General features: G+C 59.1%; 15 protein-coding genes and 3 pseudogenes. 7 read left to right on the top strand and 11 right to left on the bottom strand.

Translation table 11 applies throughout. The features are described from left to right. Window positions 1-6 precede the first annotated feature (6 nt). A complete protein-coding gene (locus tag NLM33_RS38450; RefSeq protein WP_254103605.1) occupies window positions 7-438 on the bottom strand; it encodes a hypothetical protein in 432 nt (143 codons plus the stop codon). Between the two features lie 661 nt (window positions 439-1,099). On the opposite strand from NLM33_RS38450, the gene NLM33_RS38445 reads away from it, so the two are divergent. Next, a complete protein-coding gene (locus NLM33_RS38445; protein ID WP_254106102.1) occupies window positions 1,100-2,374 on the top strand; it encodes a Fic family protein in 1,275 nt (424 codons plus the stop codon). 59 nt (window positions 2,375-2,433) lie between these two features. Here NLM33_RS38445 and NLM33_RS38440 read toward each other — a convergent pair whose 3' ends face one another. Further along, the gene (locus NLM33_RS38440; protein WP_254103604.1) at window positions 2,434-2,577 is read right to left on the bottom strand and encodes an ArdC-like ssDNA-binding domain-containing protein; all 144 of its coding nucleotides are present in this window, start codon (window positions 2,575-2,577) and stop codon (window positions 2,434-2,436) included. A 1,265-nt stretch (window positions 2,578-3,842) separates the two neighbouring features. Here NLM33_RS38440 and NLM33_RS38435 point away from each other — a divergent pair. Both NLM33_RS38435 and NLM33_RS38430 read left to right on the top strand, forming a co-directional pair. Next, window positions 3,843-4,598, top strand: a complete 756-nt coding sequence (locus tag NLM33_RS38435; RefSeq protein WP_254106101.1) for a GIY-YIG nuclease family protein — start codon at window positions 3,843-3,845, stop codon at window positions 4,596-4,598. A 117-nt stretch (window positions 4,599-4,715) separates the two neighbouring features. Continuing rightward, entirely contained in the window at window positions 4,716-5,117 is a 402-nt protein-coding gene (locus NLM33_RS38430; protein WP_254103603.1) for a hypothetical protein, read from the top strand. Between the two features lie 53 nt (window positions 5,118-5,170). On the opposite strand, the pseudogene NLM33_RS49910 reads toward NLM33_RS38430, so the two are convergent. Further along, window positions 5,171-5,830 (bottom strand): annotated as a pseudogene (locus NLM33_RS49910) (Druantia anti-phage system protein DruA); the annotation flags it as partial. A gap of 134 nt (window positions 5,831-5,964) precedes the next feature. Beyond that, window positions 5,965-6,930, bottom strand: a complete 966-nt coding sequence (locus tag NLM33_RS38425; protein WP_254103602.1) for a restriction endonuclease — start codon at window positions 6,928-6,930, stop codon at window positions 5,965-5,967. 695 nt (window positions 6,931-7,625) lie between these two features. Here NLM33_RS38425 and NLM33_RS38420 point away from each other — a divergent pair. Beyond that, a complete protein-coding gene (locus NLM33_RS38420; RefSeq protein ID WP_254103601.1) occupies window positions 7,626-7,877 on the top strand; it encodes a helix-turn-helix transcriptional regulator in 252 nt (83 codons plus the stop codon). Then, window positions 7,877-9,193 (top strand): type II toxin-antitoxin system HipA family toxin, encoded by a 1,317-nt coding sequence (locus tag NLM33_RS38415; RefSeq protein WP_254103600.1) that lies wholly within the window; start codon window positions 7,877-7,879, stop codon window positions 9,191-9,193. The genes NLM33_RS38420 and NLM33_RS38415 overlap by 1 nt, the downstream gene beginning before the upstream one ends. A gap of 165 nt (window positions 9,194-9,358) precedes the next feature. Here NLM33_RS38415 and NLM33_RS38410 read toward each other — a convergent pair. Continuing rightward, window positions 9,359-9,595, bottom strand: a pseudogene (locus tag NLM33_RS38410) (transposase); the annotation flags it as partial. A 562-nt stretch (window positions 9,596-10,157) separates the two neighbouring features. On the opposite strand from NLM33_RS38410, the gene NLM33_RS38405 reads away from it, so the two are divergent. Continuing rightward, window positions 10,158-10,397, top strand: a complete 240-nt coding sequence (locus tag NLM33_RS38405; RefSeq protein ID WP_254103599.1) for a hypothetical protein — start codon at window positions 10,158-10,160, stop codon at window positions 10,395-10,397. After that, complete coding sequence (locus NLM33_RS49905; RefSeq protein ID WP_371930041.1) at window positions 10,397-10,759, top strand: hypothetical protein; 363 nt, start codon at window positions 10,397-10,399, stop codon at window positions 10,757-10,759. The genes NLM33_RS38405 and NLM33_RS49905 overlap by 1 nt, the downstream gene beginning before the upstream one ends. A gap of 500 nt (window positions 10,760-11,259) precedes the next feature. Here NLM33_RS49905 and NLM33_RS38395 read toward each other — a convergent pair. The 6 genes and pseudogenes from NLM33_RS38395 to groES all read right to left on the bottom strand — a co-directional run. Next, window positions 11,260-11,472: pseudogene (locus NLM33_RS38395) on the bottom strand (integrase); the annotation flags it as partial. A 94-nt stretch (window positions 11,473-11,566) separates the two neighbouring features. Next, on the bottom strand, window positions 11,567-12,286 hold the full coding sequence (locus tag NLM33_RS38390) for an alpha/beta hydrolase (protein WP_254103598.1): 720 nt from the start codon (window positions 12,284-12,286) through the stop codon (window positions 11,567-11,569). Window positions 12,287-12,751: 465 nt separating this feature from the next. Further along, window positions 12,752-13,881, bottom strand: a protein-coding gene (locus NLM33_RS38385) for an IS3 family transposase (RefSeq protein ID WP_254095161.1) whose coding sequence is annotated in 2 segments (ribosomal slippage) — window positions 12,752-13,629 and window positions 13,629-13,881 — 1,131 coding nt in all. Because the reading frame shifts where the segments join, the coding sequence is not laid out codon by codon here. 54 nt (window positions 13,882-13,935) lie between these two features. Then, window positions 13,936-14,505 carry a zinc-binding dehydrogenase gene (locus tag NLM33_RS38380; RefSeq protein WP_254103597.1) on the bottom strand — a complete coding sequence of 190 codons (570 nt, stop codon included), beginning with the start codon at window positions 14,503-14,505 and terminating at the stop codon, window positions 13,936-13,938. Window positions 14,506-14,918: 413 nt separating this feature from the next. Then, entirely contained in the window at window positions 14,919-16,568 is a 1,650-nt protein-coding gene (groL, locus tag NLM33_RS38375; protein ID WP_254103596.1) for a chaperonin GroEL, read from the bottom strand. 91 nt (window positions 16,569-16,659) lie between these two features. Continuing rightward, window positions 16,660-16,974 carry a co-chaperone GroES gene (gene groES, locus NLM33_RS38370; protein WP_254103595.1) on the bottom strand — a complete coding sequence of 105 codons (315 nt, stop codon included), beginning with the start codon at window positions 16,972-16,974 and terminating at the stop codon, window positions 16,660-16,662. Window positions 16,975-17,070: the final 96 nt, after the last annotated feature.

The raw sequence follows: 17,070 nt of genomic DNA, 5'->3' as shown, positions 1-17,070 counted from the left end.
CGAACCCTATGCCGTGGCCGGCAGAATCAGGACGAGGCGATCGACTTCCTTGCCATCGAAACCAACCGTCGCGGGCACGGTAATCGGCGTGTGCCGGTCATCGAGCTGCCTTTGCTGAGTTCGTTCTTCGCGCCCCTCTACTATCTTCTTATTTTCCGAATCAAGAAAAAATGACTTCAACGAGACGGCGTCTCGCAAAGCACGCGCGCAGGAAATCGTGCAGGGCCGATTCGCAATCGGCGTATATTCGGGAAATTCATATCGACACCCAACACTCTTCGATGGCTCAGGCAATGGCGAGGGCCAGCGCCAACCGCAACCGGATTGAAGCGCGAGGAACTTTGGCAGACAATCGCCTTGGGGGTGAGTGATGATGGCGAGACACCGGCATACGGTTTGGGCAATGCTGTTCGTCGCAAAGGAGAGCGAGGCATCCATACGACGGTTCTTAACGCAGCAAATGGGGCTCCACTCCTCGCTCCTGCACGAGCGGCTGCATCTAAGCGTTTACCACGCGAGGCGCGCCCTGAAGGGACTGACAAACTACGAAGAGCCCGTTGAAATTGAAGTGGCGGCCGAAGATTTCGCTTTATGGCCATGACGCCGGGAGGCGAGAACCCCAGACCTGAGATCGATCCAGCTCGGTGCCACGTTGGTGTGCGTGTAAAGCGAACAAGCTCGAGCAGACAGGCGATCCGTTCGTTTCGTGCCCGCTTTTACCCGCTCGAGACCATGGAAGTGATTGGCGTCCGACAGCCCAGCGACCACAATCGCAACGCATTTGGGGGCAAGACACTTTCAGCCGCATATCACGCTAAACCGCCCCAACAACGGTTTGAACCGCGACCTGAAAGCGATCGGCACGGCGTTTCGAGCAGCCGTTCCGGGAATAAAATTTGATCGCTTCGTGGTTAGCTATAACTAGCATGATGCCTCCATCTATAGTTGCGCGTCAGGCGCGCACTGCCTTGTTCGGATGTTCGCCAGGGTTCCGGAAGAACATTCTGGGAACAATTTCAATCTTTCGCGACGAGAGAGGCGGTTCAACCCGCTGATATAGCGGGCATAAAAGCGGACTTAAGGACGGCTATTTTTGCACGTGAATTTAATATATCTGCATGATATTATTCAGGTTATGACAATTTCTGCAGAGGACAAGAAAGAGGACATCGACGGGACCGTCGACCGCGGCGAGGTAGTCTTCTCTATGGAACCGCTCTTGATCGGAGAGGATTCCCGGCACCGGAGCGAGCTTACGGATTTGGCTGTCGATCTGGCGGGCAAGTCTGCCGGTTTCAAGAGAAGCCTGCCGCAGAACCTGTTGGGTGCGTTGGCAGATCTGGTCCGTGCGATGAACTGCTACTACAGCAATCTCATCGAGGGACACGATACTCATCCGGTCGACATCGAGCGCGCACTCAGGAACGATTACAGTGCGGATCCTGAGAAGCGCGATCTTCAGCTTGAGGCGACCGCGCACATTGCCGTGCAGCGCTGGATTGATGAGGGCAATTTTCGTGGTCGCGCTGTGACCACGGATGGTATCCGCGACATTCACCGCCGCTTCTGCGAACATCTTCCTGATGACATGCTCTGGATCGAGGAGCCTGACACGAAAGAACGGATTCGTGTCGTGCCTGGCGAATTGCGGCTTCGTGACGTCAAGGTGGGGCGCCATGTCGCCGTCAGTCCGGGCGCCGTTCCCCGTTTTCTCGCGCATTTCGAGAAGACTTTTAGCAGGGTCGGCAAGACGGACGCCATCCTGGCTGCGGCGGCAGCGCATCATCGCCTCCTATGGATTCATCCGTTCGTGGATGGAAATGGCCGCGTCACACGCCTGATGTCGCATGCGATGCTGTCAGAGGCGCTCGATACGGGCGCTGTTTGGTCCGCGGATCGCGGGCTTGCTCGAAATGACGGCGCCTATAAGGAGCATCTCGCGCAATGCGATCTTGCGCGACGCAACGACCTGGATGGTCGCGGCAGCCTCAGCGAGGAAGCACTCGCGTCATTCACCCGGTTCTTCCTTGAGACCTGCATTGACCAAGTAAACTTCATGGAATCGCTCATGCAGCCTGATCGGCTGCGCACGCGCATATTGCTGTGGGCGGAGGAGGAAATTCGCGTCAACAAGCTGCCCCCCAAGGCAGGTGCGGTGCTTGAAGCAATCCTCTATCGCGGCGAGCTTCCGCGCGGCGATGTAGCCGGCCTTCTCGGCCTGACGCCACGTCATGCCCGACGTATCGTCTCTGAACTTCTCGGCCGCGGCGTCCTCAGCTCAAAAGGGCCACGTGATCCATTGTTGCCTGCGTTTCCCGCCGCCCTCGCCTCGCGGTGGATGCCGGGATTGTTTCCGGAGCACGCAGATGAGTGAACAGGGCATGAGCTTGTCGGCAGACACAGAGGCACGCAAAGCGGCTCTAGAGATCGTCGCTACCAAATGCCGTTGCCGCGCAAGGGCCGCGTGATGCGCCCTGCGCTGTGCTCGACCTTCCTCGGCTGGTGCCAGGGCCGCGCACGTTTTTCAAGTTCGCGAACGATGTGATCGGTGATCTTCCGATAAACGTCAGTTCTCATCGTTGCCACCTGATTGCCGGTTGCGCATGCAACCGGAACTAGGCCAGCGCCGATGAGCAGGGGTGGGCCGTCACAGGCCGGAAAACGAGCGGGCTTGGTGCGGGCCGGACCCCGGACTTGATCCGGGGGACAACACGGCCGCCGCTTTCCGCCCCTCATTCTCCATGAGGGGCTTGGCCTTGACGGCCCGGGGGCCGCAGGCCCCCTGCTTCAAAAAAGGGTCGCAGACCCCACCCTTCAAAATGGGCCGCAGGCCCCGATCCGGCGTGCGCGAATGCGCATCGCCTCAACTGAAATGGCACCCGGGCCGCGTGAGCACAGCGACCTGGCACATGCTTGCAGGTGACAGGGCACGCGGGACGAGTGTAGCGACGCGACCGGTTAAAAGGGCACCCGGGACAGAGGCAGTGATAGCGATCACCGCAGGCGAGCCTCTTTCCCGAGTGTCCCCGGCAAGGAGTGCAATATTTCTTGCGCAAAGGATCGTCACCTGAAAGGCCGAGACCCCGACTTCCCTCGGGGGCTCGGTGACGCTCGCCAGACAGCGGCATAGAGCCTGACCGGCGCAGCCGGTCGCGCCATGAATATTGTTTGCAACGGTCCGGCCGGGGGTTGCGTCATCACGTCGCATCAACTTTAATTCGAGCAGGGGAATAGTGACTTGGGGGCCGTCGTGCACAGGCTGTGCAACGGGATGAGAACGCTTGCGTTCTGCTCTATCGGGGTCTAGCTTTCGGGATGTGCGTCGTCCGAGGCCATTCATGACCCTCGCTTTGGTGCCGTCAGCAAGAGATCGATTCAGGCTGCGAGCTAAATAGCGACTGCACGCGGCGGCCTCACGAGTTCACTTACTGAACCAGAAACGTCTCCTCAACCGCGCCGCGCGTCGTTAGCAGGACTCCGCCGCCGCCTCGCGGCCCATCGGGTCGAAAGACGGCATCGTGTCGTGATACCACTACGCTATCGGTGAGGCTCTTACACCCCGAAGGCAGGCCTTCTCTGCCTTCACCTCGACACTGCCACCGCCGCAAGCCGGGTCAATGCTGCTGAGTTTGTGCCCGTCGGAGCGCAATAATTCGGGCGGCTCCACCGGCCGACGCGAATCAAAAACGTCAGTCCCCACTCCCCCGTCCTTCCCGCGTTATCCCCAGCCAAACGACCTCGATCGTGGATCGCAGCCTGGCATCCACCCAAGCGCACATTAGATTCCATTATCGCCGAGATAAATTCGGCCTCACCACACATGGAGCTGCACTGTGCCGGATATGACGGAAGCGGTTCAGGCCCTGGCCAACTTGCTGGAGCATCTCGGCGCGCCTTTCACGTTGCCGGAAGACTGGATCATCCTCTGCGACAACAATGATCTGAAGCACATGCCGCGGGCGAAGGCAAAGCAGTTGCTGGCGAAGGCGAAAAAGGAAACCGCGCGCCGATGGCTGGCTGCGCGCTTCGATCCCAGCGACATGGAGCAGGAACTGTTCGAAGACTCCGGCGACGAAAGCGAAGTCTTTGACGACAGGCAGTTGAAGCAGCGTGCAATCAACTCAATCGATGATGCGGTGTCCACTATCACGTCATCACGTGAGGCGTATGCAAAGCTAAGGAACGGCACCGATCAGCCGCTAGCGCACGAAGCGACTGTGGCGCGCCTAGCATATGGTTATCCAAAGGAACGGCCTGAGCGGATGGACTGCTTTGATGACGATGTGCGTCGCCAGTGCCTGCGTGTCATCAACGAGATCTATAGCCGTCCCGTGAAGCCATCCGGTTCGGTGGTCTATCTGATCAGTACAGACAATCCGGCATTCGTGAAGATCGGCTTTACTACCCGCCTTGAGGACAGATTGAGGTCGCTGCGGACGGCGTCGCATGTCGAGCCGACCATTCACCTGACGATCCCCGGCACGCAATCACTCGAACAAGAGCTTCACTCACGCTTCGAAGCAGCGCGTTTCAATCGCGAATGGTTCCGGCTGACCGACGACATTAAGACATTCATTGCTTCGCAGAAAGAAGGCTGACGGCAGCGCCAAGAGTCAAGCGTCTCTCCCGAGATTGGTAGCGCCCAGTACGAGTGCCCAAGGTCTTTGCAACTCCTCCGCCAGATTGCTACGGTCTGACGCTGGCGGGAGGGCGTCATGAAGGACTTGATTGATTTCGTAAGCGCTGGAAGCAATGCGGCGTTTGTACTGGGTATCGTCCTGTTATTGCTCGGGCTATTTGCTCCAAAGAAGTTCGTCGGTATCGAGGTTGATTGGACTCCGGCTACTTCGGGACTGGCCGTCATTATGGGTTTGATCTTTATTGCTTTCTCCTTTCCTCAACTTCAGTTCAGGAATCGTGGCAAGGTCACAGCTGCGACGGCGATTGCAGGCGTCGATGATATCTTCCGCGCCGTCAAACACGCGCGGGACAATGTTGCGGGAGCGACAACGAATACGTCCGATGTCCAGGGATGTGTAGACGCCTCAAAAGCTGCCCTGACGTTTCTCGACGACGCGTTAAAGCTGCTGGATGCGGCCAAGCCGAAGACGCCGTAGCAGGGGCATCGTCGATGTCTGTCTGGATACCGATGTTCGCGTTGCCGAATGAAGTCTTTGAAAACCTCTTGCGACCGCAATAGACAGGCGACGGCTTTTCCGCCAAGCAGCATGTTGTACGGGGGCACAGCGCCAAGGACATAAGCGTCAAGGACTCCTACGAGCCGTTTCGCACGATCAGCGGCGGTCCATTTGATGAGATTGTCGCGCACAGAGAGATTGAAGACGGGATCGCCTAAGGCGATCAGACCAACCAACTTGTCGTGCCCTTCATCCCACACGAGATAACGAAGCCGCCGACCAAATCCAGCGGATACGGGTACCGACCAGGTGAGACTTGCAAATCGGAATAGATCTGCTTCTGCGGTTTTGCTCTCGACACGTATCAGCCTGAGCTGAATTTTCGCTGGATCAATCTCTGCCCCATTGGCGAAATGAAGCAGCGCCTTTGACGACGTTCGCTTCAAAAACGCCGCGCTTTGATCGAGACGCTCGGTTCGCTGGCTCGCATGAAGCTTGCGCACGATTTCCTTGCCAGAACCCGGCAGCACAAGAGTCCCGTCTTGGGCCTTCGTGAATCCCAACGCTTTGAAATGAGCTCTGATGCTTCGCTTAAGCTTGGCTTCCGGCGTGAATGGCCGAGCCACGTTGCTCTTAATTTTCTTTTTCGGCGCGCGCGACGGACGCCGTACCTTGATACTCTTTTTTGCCATTTGCCCCCACCCGGGAGCAATCTAGCCCGGCCAGTCACAACCATAAAGGGCAATCTGAAAGCCGCCCACAATTAGCCGTTGGTACTATGTTGAAAAGCCTTGGGAAGGCCGCATGTGACTGCCACGCGCGCCAATTATGGATGATTGGGGCGCTCAATCTCGTAGCGGAACTGAATCGGAATCTTAGCTTTGAAGCAGTGCTCGGCACCGATGATGTTTGGACGCATATTGACCACGCGACCGGCATCAATGGTCAGAGTCTCGAAGCAGCAATTTTCGGGAATCGTGATGGTACTCAGATCGACCGTCATGGCGACATCGTCACCGCTTTCGATGAATTCCGACGCGCCAAGATCAAAGCTGCCGATCTCAGCGTGACTCTCCACCTTCACAGGATCGGCATATTCAACAACTGACGCGAGGGAGATCGATTTGGTGATGCGTCGCACTTTGGTCGAAAGAGCGATCGAGGCGGGCCGCTTGCTATTTACCAGGAGTTCGGCGCGCACCTCGATCGTGATCGTTGCCGGAACGCCCGTCCATTTCGATTCTTCGAGCCGACGCATGATTTGCTCGAACAGCTTGTACCAGAGAGGTGGACTTAGGGGAGCACCCGCGCTGTCAGTCAGCTTTGGCGTTTGACCATCCAGGGACTCCTTCATGCGAAAGATCACGGCCACCTGCGTAAATTCACAAAACGCAATGGCCAGTGTGCGCTTGCGACCCCAATTTTGGATTTCCTGGGGCGAGAGCGTCGCAAAATCCCTCAGATGAATACCATAACTGGCAGCCTTCTCTCGCGCGGGTTTCGTAAAGCCTGATGCCGAGACGGCGATCACGGCATCAGCCTTCAGGCTGATCCGGCGTCCGATCAGTTCCTCGATCCATTTGACGTCCTGTCGCTTCGCATGAAGCCGGCACTCAACGATGGTCAAGCAATCATCGCGGCGGATCGTGACGTCGATCTGGCGTGGCTGATCGGGACTGTCGGGATCGGGTATGCGATCATTCCACGTAACCGTAGAGCCCTCGACCTCCAGCAGCCGATGGATGCGCTCCACTTTTCGCTCAAGCTCTTGGTGAGGCGACAGCTTTGTCATGATGCGGTCGATGCAGTCCCGAATTGCGTGATGGTATCACTTGGCCCGACAGGAAATTCCCCCAGTTGAGAGCGTCGGACCACGCTCGTGACCGTCTGCCCGCAGACCGGAAGCTTGCACGAACAAGGCGCTCCGTTTTGTGCCAGTTTTGTGCCGTGGAATTCTTGCGAGCGGTTGGGAATCCGAGCCGGGTTTTCTCTAACCCATTGCGAAATAATGGTTTTCCTTCGAGCAGACTGGAATGATTTGTAAGGCATGAAAAAGCCCGCCAGAGGCGGGCTAATTCATTGATACTGCTATCAAATCTTGGTTGCGGGGAGGCGCAACCTCCGATACCGACATTCGCTTCAGGTTGCGATCTGAGCAGACAGTAGGCCTTGCTATAGTCCGCTTCCGAAACTGGTTGATATTTCGATCCGAAATCCCCCGGCTTGGGCAGGTTTTGCGCCCGTTGCAATCGGATGCGCACTTTTTAGTGCTGAACCGCTTCGTAGTGGAACGCTGCGCCGCTTAGAGAAGGTGATAGACCAGCGGCCAGCTATCAAGCGACGGCGAGACCGCGCGGAAGTCGGTCGCCTATGCGCCAACTCCGATAATTCATTTTTATGTAATCTAGCGCATAATCTGCCTCTATGCGTCAAATCCGATATTGTGATTTTATCGGATTTAACGCATACAGAGGGCGGAGAAAACACATGACCGACCTAGCAAGGACACCACAGCAGATAGGCAATCTGGTACGCCGCGCCCGCAAAAAGCGCGACCTCAGTCAGACGCAACTCGGCGACCGCGCGGGAGTGCGGCAGGAGACCATCTCCCTGATCGAGACTGGCAACCCGGCGGCAAGGCTGGAGACCATCCTCGCCGTGCTCGCCGCTCTCGACCTTGAATTCAGGATTGTGACCCGCGGCAAAACCAGCCCCGCGGACATTGAGGACGTCTTCTGATGGCCCGCCGCCCCCGCCATGCGCCGCTGCGTGTGCTCCTCAACGACCGCCTTGTCGGCCGCCTTAGTAAGGCGGCAACTGGCGCTATTGAATTCCGGTACGAGGATGACTGGCTCGGGTGGGAGCATGCCCTGCCCGTCTCGCTCTCGCTACCGCTGCGCGAGGATGCCTTCCGCGGTGAAACCGTCACGGCTGTCTTCGATAATCTGCTCCCCGACTCTGATGCGCTGCGCCGCCGTGTGGCGCAAAAGGTCGGTGCCGCCGGGACTGACGCCTACAGCCTGCTCGCGGCCATAGGCAGGGATTGCGTCGGCGCTCTGCAATTCGTCGGCGACAACGAAGATGATGGTCGCCATGGCGATGGTCACACTGTCGCCGGTGAGATCGTCGACGACGAGGCGATCGAAAAGCTTCTCAAGGGGCTTGCCCAGGCTCCGCTCGGGCTGACGCGCGATGATGATTTCCGGGTTTCCGTGGCAGGCGCGCAGGAGAAGACGGCGCTCCTGCAGCATGGCAGCAACTGGCTCAAGCCGCACGGCACCACTCCGACGACCCATATTTTCAAGACGCAGATAGGGGAGTTGCCGAACGGCATCGATCTCTCGAACAGCGTCGAGAATGAATATTACTGTCTCAAGTTAGCAGAGTCTTTCGGTCTTCCAGTGAACAGGGCGGAGATCACGACCTTCGGCAAGACGACGGCACTGGTAATCGAGCGCTTTGATCGGAGATGGACGAGAGATGGCCGTCCGCTCCGCCTGCCGCAGGAAGATTGCTGTCAGGCCCTATCAGTCCCACCCACGCGCAAATATCAGAGCGACGGCGGCCCCGGTATGGTAAAGCTTCTTAATCTGCTCAAAGGTAGCGACACGCCAGCCGATGATCAGGCGACGCTGCTCAGGGCGCAAATTTTCTTCTGGCTAATTGGCGCAACCGACGGCCATGCGAAGAATTTCAGCATCTTCCTTTCGCCCGGCGGCGGCTACCACCTGACACCGCTCTACGACGTGCTCACGGCACAACCTAGTCTCGACACCGGCCGAATCCAACGCAAACAGATGAAGCTCGCAATGTCTGTGGGGACAAACAACCACTACAGAATTGGTGAAGTGCAGGGCCGGCATTTCGTGCAGACGGGCGAAGCAGCGGGCGTACCGAAAAAGCTGGTACACGACTCAATCGAAGTGGTAGCTGCCAGCGCTGAAGTTGCTTTCGCCAAAATCGAAGGCGAGCTGCCAAAGGGATTTCCAGAGGCAATTCACGCTTCCGTGAAAGCCGCCGCCATGCAGCGCCTGGGTACATTGAAAGTGCCATAGCGAGCACTGCGGTACAGATTGACGACATCATCGAGATCACATGGCAGCGTGTGCTCGGCCCGCGCCCTGAATTTTTCGACGAAGGCTTCGACATAGTCATAGGCGAGCACCTCGGTCCCATCTAGCCTCGGAATAGGGATGGAAGATTTCGACGATCTCGGGCGGCAGCATCTCCTTGTCGAGGCTGAGATCCGCCACCAGCTTCTTCAGCTTGGCGCTCTCATCCTCGAGCTGTTTCAACCGCCCCATCTTGGTCGGCAGCAGACCATCATACTTCTTCTTCCAGTTGAAATAGGTCGCCTGGCTAATCCCGGCCTTGCGGCAGATCTCCGCCACTGCACCCCCGTCATGGCCTTGCTTCAGGATGAACGCGTTCTGGGCGTCCGAAAACTTCGAAGCTTTCTTCGTTGTTCACTTCTCCCAGCCGGGGAATCGATGCGAAAAACTCTAGCCAAAAATGGTCCAGTTTGCCGGCCTCAGATCACGCTCTATCGCCGTAACTACTTTCCGCTCAAGAGCTCCTTTCGCTCAGTTACTGATTTCGGCCGCTATCAATCTCGACCGGCTATGCTGCCAAATTGGCCAGACCGGTGAAGTCGGGACGCCGGTCCCGCTCTCACGACCTGTGGCAGGGTGGCGGCAATCGCTTGCCCGCCGTTGTCTTCCGCGCACTCGAAGATCCAAGAGCATCAACGTCTGAGCAATCGAACGTGAGGTGGCGCATAAATGCTGCAGAGGATGGCCAAAAAACGCACGATGCGATCCCAATCATAGGACTAAAGTCGCCGTTCCGGTGGACGGGGGGCGCGCGTGTTGTTGGCAGCAACTACACGACACGCACCGTGGAGAGGCAATCTAAGCAGTCTTCGCGGTGGGTGCGGCAGGTTCGTTCGCTTCGTACGGAGTTTGCTCGCCGAAAACGAATTTCATTTGGTCCATAGATTAGTCGGTCAAGAGAAGTGAAATGGCTACTTACAAAGACGCGAACTATCTACAACAATCTTCCAGCGAAGCTTTTGATCGGGATTACGGGCCAGGAGCCGCAGCTCGCCATGCCGGAATTTACCGGTGCATGGGCTGTCATCGCGAGATCGGCATTGCAGCAGATCACGTATTGCCGCCGCAAGGACATCATGCGCACACCCCCTCGCAAGGATCGATCCGATGGCGTCTGATTGTCTACGCTGACCATAAGCCAAAATAGTGTCACAAGCGAAGTCCGGCGAAAGCCGGACTTTCGCGTTTACGAGCGTATCGCAACCGAATCCTGTCGCATTCGATCGCTCGGGACACGTGGTCGTTGGCAAGTTGAGCGAAAAGTCCAATGAACGCGCTTGTTCGCGCAGCCAAGATTTCAGCCAAAGGCCGGACATGTTCGATGTATACCTAAACGATAAACATGATCTGCTGGTTGTTCCCCAGGGAGCTCCGCTGCCTGTCACGGATGCACTGGCGAAGTGGCGAAAAAAGAAGACAAGGGTGATCGGCGTCAGTCATGAGATCAGATTAGCTGTTCAGAAGCAGGGCTATTACATGCGAAAGGCGCGAGATTTCGGTAAACATTAGGAAGTACTCTATCGTCGATTGAAGCAAATCGACGTTCCTGGACTAAACCCACGAAACGGACGCTCGAACACGTAGCTGACTTTCAATGGTAGATGGCCGGTCGGAAGCCGCCGTGTAAGGGACCGACGCGCTGCGTTCACGGCCACAGAATAATCTCTGTCTCGCCAGCTCTCGCACGCGATCCTGTCGACCGCCTCGTCCGAACTCCTGCAGCCGCGCATGCGTGCCAAGTTGAATGATCTGTACCGAGAACGGGAGGGATTGAAAACCAGGGCTAACCGTGGCAGGCCGCCGCCCGCGACGTTCGATATCGATACGCTGCCAGGCGGCTCCAATTTGACGGCACTAGAAGCAAGCCGCGATCATCCGGCGCACACCCGGCGCGCTGGAGCAGTGGCGGCGGGATCCGAACCACCCGCTGAAATGGCGCTACGTCGACGGCCGTCCGCTCTATCGTGTCGATGCGGTGCGCGACTATTTGGCCAGATGCGATAAGGCCACTAAGCCGTCCGAGCCGCATGATACTCGCGGAGACGGTCGAGCAGCTCGGCCTCAATGAGGTCGAGCGGATTCGTCCGCTGCAGGCGCACGACCTTGCCGACCGTTATCGCGCCGACCAACTTCGCGATGTAGTCATGAGCCGCTTTGTACGCCATCTTGCGGATGATCCACTGTTCGTCATGATTGTAGACTTGATCGATTCCGCTGACTTTTGCAGGCGGATCCACCGATACGGCCATCCGGTTCAAGTTGCGATTTGAGGCAGATGCTCCGCCAGGTGCGAACTGCAGTGGACACCTTGAGGGATCAATGCGACAGGCGCTCGCGCGCGAAGGCTGCTGCTTCTTCGATCGAAGCCATCCCTTCATCAAGCATCGGCGCAAATAGCTGCCAGGAGTGGCACATGCCGTCCCAGATCTTCAGCTCGGCGGAAACACCCGCCTTATGCAGCCGATCAACGAGTTGCACACTATCGTCGCGCAGCAGCTCCCATGATCCGACATGGATCAAGGTCGGGGGCAGCTTCGACAGGTCGCCATTCAACGGCGCGAGATAGGGCGATGTCGGCACCTGGGCGCCGAAATAGGCGTGCTTAAAAAGCTCCATCAATTGCGGGGTAAGCAGCGGGGTGTCGGCGATGGTGCGGAACGACTCGCTCTCGCCGGTGAAGTCGAGCGCCGGTGACATCACCACGAGCGCACCCGGATTGGGCAGCCCCTCGTCGCGAGAACGCATCGCCGTCGATATGGTGAGGTTGCCGCCCGCAGAGTCGCCCGAAAGGCAGATCGCCGATGGCGCGAAGCCCTGCTCCAACGCCCATTTGTAGACGGAGAGTGCATCATCATGCGCGGTGGGCCCCGGGTGTTCCGGCGCGAGCCGGTAGTCCGCGGCGAGAACGCTGCAGCCGGCTGCGCGCGCGAGATTGGCGGCGACGACTCGGTGCGAGCGCGACGAGCCGAAGAAGAAACCGCCGCCGTGGAAATAGATGATCAGGCGCCCGCCGTCCGAATTGGGATAGCGGATCAAGTCGCCGCCGAGGGGACCTGACGATACCCGCTCGATCACGGCGCCGTCAGAGATCGGCGTCTGTGCGTTGATCGCCTCGAACCACGCGCGCATGTCCGCCGGACTACCGTCGGCCGGCGGCGGGAATTGCGCGCTCATCTGCAAAATCGCTGCGAGTTGCTGCTTGGACATGCTTCCTCCATTGGACAGTGAACGGCGTGCCGGTTGACCGGTCGGTTGCCATCTAGGATGGACGAAATGCCGGCCAAATCCGCCCCTCGCCCGCTACGAATGACCTGCGTTCAGTTCATCCGCTCGATCGGTTTGATCACGGTGCCGAGAGCTGGCCCCGGTTGTTTGGACAGCGCCCCGCGAAAATTAAGTGGATTCCTGCCGGGTTATGCTGAAGGCGGGGCTTTACGATTTTGCTGTGGCGTCGGGAGGGCGTAAGCCCGACCAGAGCCGCAGCAAAATCGTTGGCGACGATCATGCGGCCGTCACCATCGTTTGCGCGCCGAAGTAAGCCTCGTCGGGCGTGCGTTCGTCAAGGCTCGAGTGAGGACGTCCTCGGTTGTAGAACGCCAGATATTTGGAAATCGATGCTCGCGCCTCGAGCACGCTGTCGTAAGCACGCAGATAGACTTCCTCGTATTTGACAGTGCGCCACAGCCGCTCGACGAACACGTTGTCGCGCCAGGCACCCTTGCCGTCCATGCTGATGGCGATGTTCGCGTCCAGCAGCACGCCGGTGAAGTCGAGGCTGGTGAACTGGCTACCCTGATCCGTGTTGAAGATCTCGGGCCTGCCGTGCTTCGCCAACGCCTCCTGGAGCGCTTCGACGCAGAATATCGTCTCCATCGTGATCGATACGCGATGGACCAACACCCGTCGGCTGAACACATCGACGACCGCCGCGAGGTAGACGAATCCACGTCGCATCGGAATGTAGCTGATGTCCATTGCCCAGACCTGGTTCGGCCGCTCGATCTTCAATCCGCGCAATAGGTACGGGTAGATCTTGTGGCCCGGTGCGGGCTTGCTCGTGTTCGGACGGCGATAGATCGCCTCGATCCCCATGCGCTTCATCAGCGTCGCGACGTGGCGGCGGCCAATCTGCATGCCCTCACGCTGCAACAGCGATCGCAGCATGCGCGCCCCTGCGAAGGGATAATCGAGGTGCAGCTCATCGAGCCGGCGCATCAAGACAAGGTCCTCGGCCGAAACCGGCCGAGGTTCATAGTAAACCGTACTGCGGGCAAGGTTCAGGACCTTCGCCTGGCGCACGACAGACAGATCATGGTCGCGGTCGATCATCGCTTTGCGCTCAGCAGGCCCGCCTTGGTGAGCGCGCCGGACAAAAAATCGTTCTCCAACGCAAGCTCGCCGATCTTGGCATGTAACGCCTTCAAATCGACCGGCGCCTCGGCCGGTCCGTTGTCCTGCCCAAACACTCCGGCGGCGCCTTCCAGGAGTTGGGTCTTCCAGGTCGTGATCTGGTTCGGATGGACATCAAACAATTGCGCCAGCTCGGCCAACGTCTTCTCCCCCTTCACGGCCGCCAAAGCCACCTTTGCCTTGAATGCCGGAGAATGCGTCCGGCGACTCCTCTTCGTCATCTTCGCTCCTGATTCGCGGCAAGAAGCCTCGCCGCTCTCAGGCAGAAAATCCACTCAAGCTACTGTCCGAATTTGCGGAGCCAGCTCTCCGGTCTCGGAATCGTGGATTGCAGCGTTGATTTCATCGAGCGTGTAGAACTTGATGAGCTTCTCGAACGGGAAGCGTCCGCTCCGGTACAGATCAATCAGCACCGGAATGAAGACGTCAGGATTGGAGTCGCCCTCGACGATGCCGATCAGGCGACGGCCGGCGCTCATGAAATGCGTCTCGTTGAGCACGATTTCCGCATCGGGCCCAGACGCGCCGAGAATGCCGCAGGCGCCACGTGGGCCAAGGCGCTCCACGGCGTTGCGGATCACCACAGGCAGGCCCGTGGTATCGAGCGCGAAGTTCAGGCCGGTGCCGGTGATCCGCATGATCTCTTCGGCCGCATTAGTCTGGCGCGGATCGATCACATGCGTCGCGCCCAGAGATTTCGCGATTTCGAGCCTTGCCGGATTGGTATCGACCGCGATGATCGTGGTGGCGCCGACGACGTGCGCTGCCATCAGCGCGGAGAGCCCGACCGAGCCCGATCCGAACACCCCGAAGGATTTTCCGGCAGAGACCTTCAGCGCGTTCATTGCACTGGGTCCCCCTCACCCCCGCCTCGGTGAAGAGGTAAACCCAAGTCCGGTGGCGCGCATGCGCAGAGCGAGGTCGGGCAGCTTGACGCCGTGGAGATGATGTAGCGCCTTGCTGAGCGTCAGCGTGGCGTTGCGGATCACCGCATCAGTGAGTGTCAGCAGGGTTGGCCGGCTCTGTCACGATTCCGTCCCAGCGTTTGTGCCAGGTGTGCCCCGCGGGGAGGCTATCGCTGTGACCGCGCGGCCAGCCTGGATCTAGATATTGGGGTTTCCAGCTCAAACCAGGGGCTGCCGATCAACAAAGCGCCTACCACGCCAAAGGCGACGCATGTGACTGCGCCCCAATTAGAAAACCCCGGCAATTGCTGCCGGGGTTTTCGCATTTCGTGATTCGGCGTGAGGCGGCTGGATCAGAAGTCCATGCCCCCCATGCCGCCCATCCCGCCGCCCGGGGGCATGGCGGGGCCTGCAGCGGCCTTCTTCGGCAACTCGGCGACCATGGCCTCGGTGGTGATCAGCAGCGCCGCCACGGAGGAGGCGTTCTGGACTGCAGTTCGCACGACCTTGGTCGGGTCGATGATGCCCTTGGTGACCAGATTGCCGTACTCGCCGGTCTGCGAGTCGAAGCCGTAGGAGTACTGATCCTTCTCGAGGATCTTGCCGACGATCACCGAGCCGTCTTCACCGGCGTTGATCGCGATCTGCCGAGCCGGCCAGGACAGCGCCTTGCGCACGATCTCGACGCCGGTCTTCTGGTCGTCGTTCTTGGTGCGCAGTCCCTTGAGCGCCTCGGTGGCACGGAGCAGGGCGACGCCGCCGCCCGGGACAATGCCTTCCTCGACCGCGGCGCGGGTCGCATGCATCGCGTCATCAACGCGATCCTTGCGCTCCTTGACCTCGACCTCGGTCGCGCCGCCGACGCGGATCACCGCGACGCCGCCCGCGAGCTTGGCGAGACGCTCCTGGAGCTTCTCGCGGTCGTAGTCCGAGGTGGTCTCCTCGATCTGCGCCTTGATCTGGGCCACGCGAGCTTCAATGTCGGCCTTCTTGCCGGCGCCGTTGACGATCGTGGTGTTCTCCTTGTCGATCATCACCTTCTTCGCGCGACCGAGCATGTTGAGCGTGACGTTCTCGAGCTTGATGCCGAGATCTTCCGAGATCGCCTGGCCGCCGGTCAGGATCGCGATGTCCTGCAGCATGGCCTTGCGGCGGTCGCCGAAACCCGGAGCCTTCACGGCCGCGACCTTCAGGCCGCCGCGCAGACGGTTGACGACGAGCGTGGCGAGCGCCTCGCCCTCGACGTCTTCGGCGACGATGATCAGCGGCTTGCCGCTCTGCACCACGGCCTCGAGCAGCGGCAGCAGCTCGTTCAGCGAGGAGAGCTTCTTCTCGTTGATGAGGATGTAGGCGTCGTCCATCTCAACGCGCATCTTGTCGGCGTTGGTGACGAAGTAGGGCGAGATGTAGCCGCGGTCGAACTGCATGCCCTCGACGACGTCGAGCTCGGTCTCGAGCGACTTGGCTTCCTCGACGGTGATGACACCCTCGTTGCCAACCTTCTTCATGGCGTCGGAGATGAACTTGCCGATCTCCACATCGCCATTGGCCGAAATGGTGCCGACCTGGGCGATCTCCTCGTTCGAGGTGACCTTCTTGGAGTTCTTGACGAGGTCGGCGACCACGGCTTCCACAGCCATGTCGATACCGCGCTTGAGGTCCATCGGGTTCATGCCGGCGGCAACCGCCTTGCCGCCTTCACGGACGATCGCAGCCGCCAGCACGGTCGCGGTGGTGGTGCCGTCGCCAGCCGCGTCAGCGGACTTGGAGGCGACTTCGCGCACCATCTGGGCGCCCATGTTCTCGAACTTATCGTCGAGCTCGATCTCCTTGGCAACGGTGACGCCGTCCTTGGTGATGCGGGGAGCGCCGAACGACTTGTCGAGGACGACGTTGCGGCCCTTCGGGCCGAGCGTCACTTTCACCGCATTGTGGAGTATGTCGACACCGCGGAGCATGCGGTCGCGAGCATCGACGCCGAATTTGACTTCTTTGGCTGACATATTGGTTTCCCTGAGTTGTCTTGGTCTCATCTCACCCTTGGCGAGGCGCCCGGCAGGCGCTCCTCAGGGGTGAGCGGTGCGAGCGGTTGAACTAGGCGGCCTTAGTGTTGGAAAACACGTGGGAGAGAACGCCCAAGATGTCGCTTTCCTTCATGATCAACAGCTCCTGGCCGTCGATCTTGACCTCGGTGCCCGACCATTTGCCGAACAGCACGCGGTCGCCGACCTGGACGTCGATGGGGATCAGCTTGCCGCTCTCATCGCGGCCGCCCGGGCCAACGGCGATGATTTGACCCTGCGAGGGTTTTTCCTTGGCTGTGTCTGGAATGATGATGCCACCAGCAGTCTTCTCTTCTGCATCAATACGCTTGACCACGACGCGATCGTGAAGCGGACGGAAACTCATGCAGCTCTCCTAAGCCTTTGTACAAGTTGACGATTTCCAAATTGCTAGCAATCGAGGCCCGCGAGTGCCAGCACAGGCGAGGTTGAAATAGGACGG

This window comes from Bradyrhizobium sp. CCGUVB1N3, from assembly GCF_024199925.1.
Classification (GTDB): domain Bacteria; phylum Pseudomonadota; class Alphaproteobacteria; order Rhizobiales; family Xanthobacteraceae; genus Bradyrhizobium.
The sequence above is the reverse complement of the archived record's forward strand: the minus strand, read 5'-3'. Positions and strand labels throughout refer to the sequence as shown.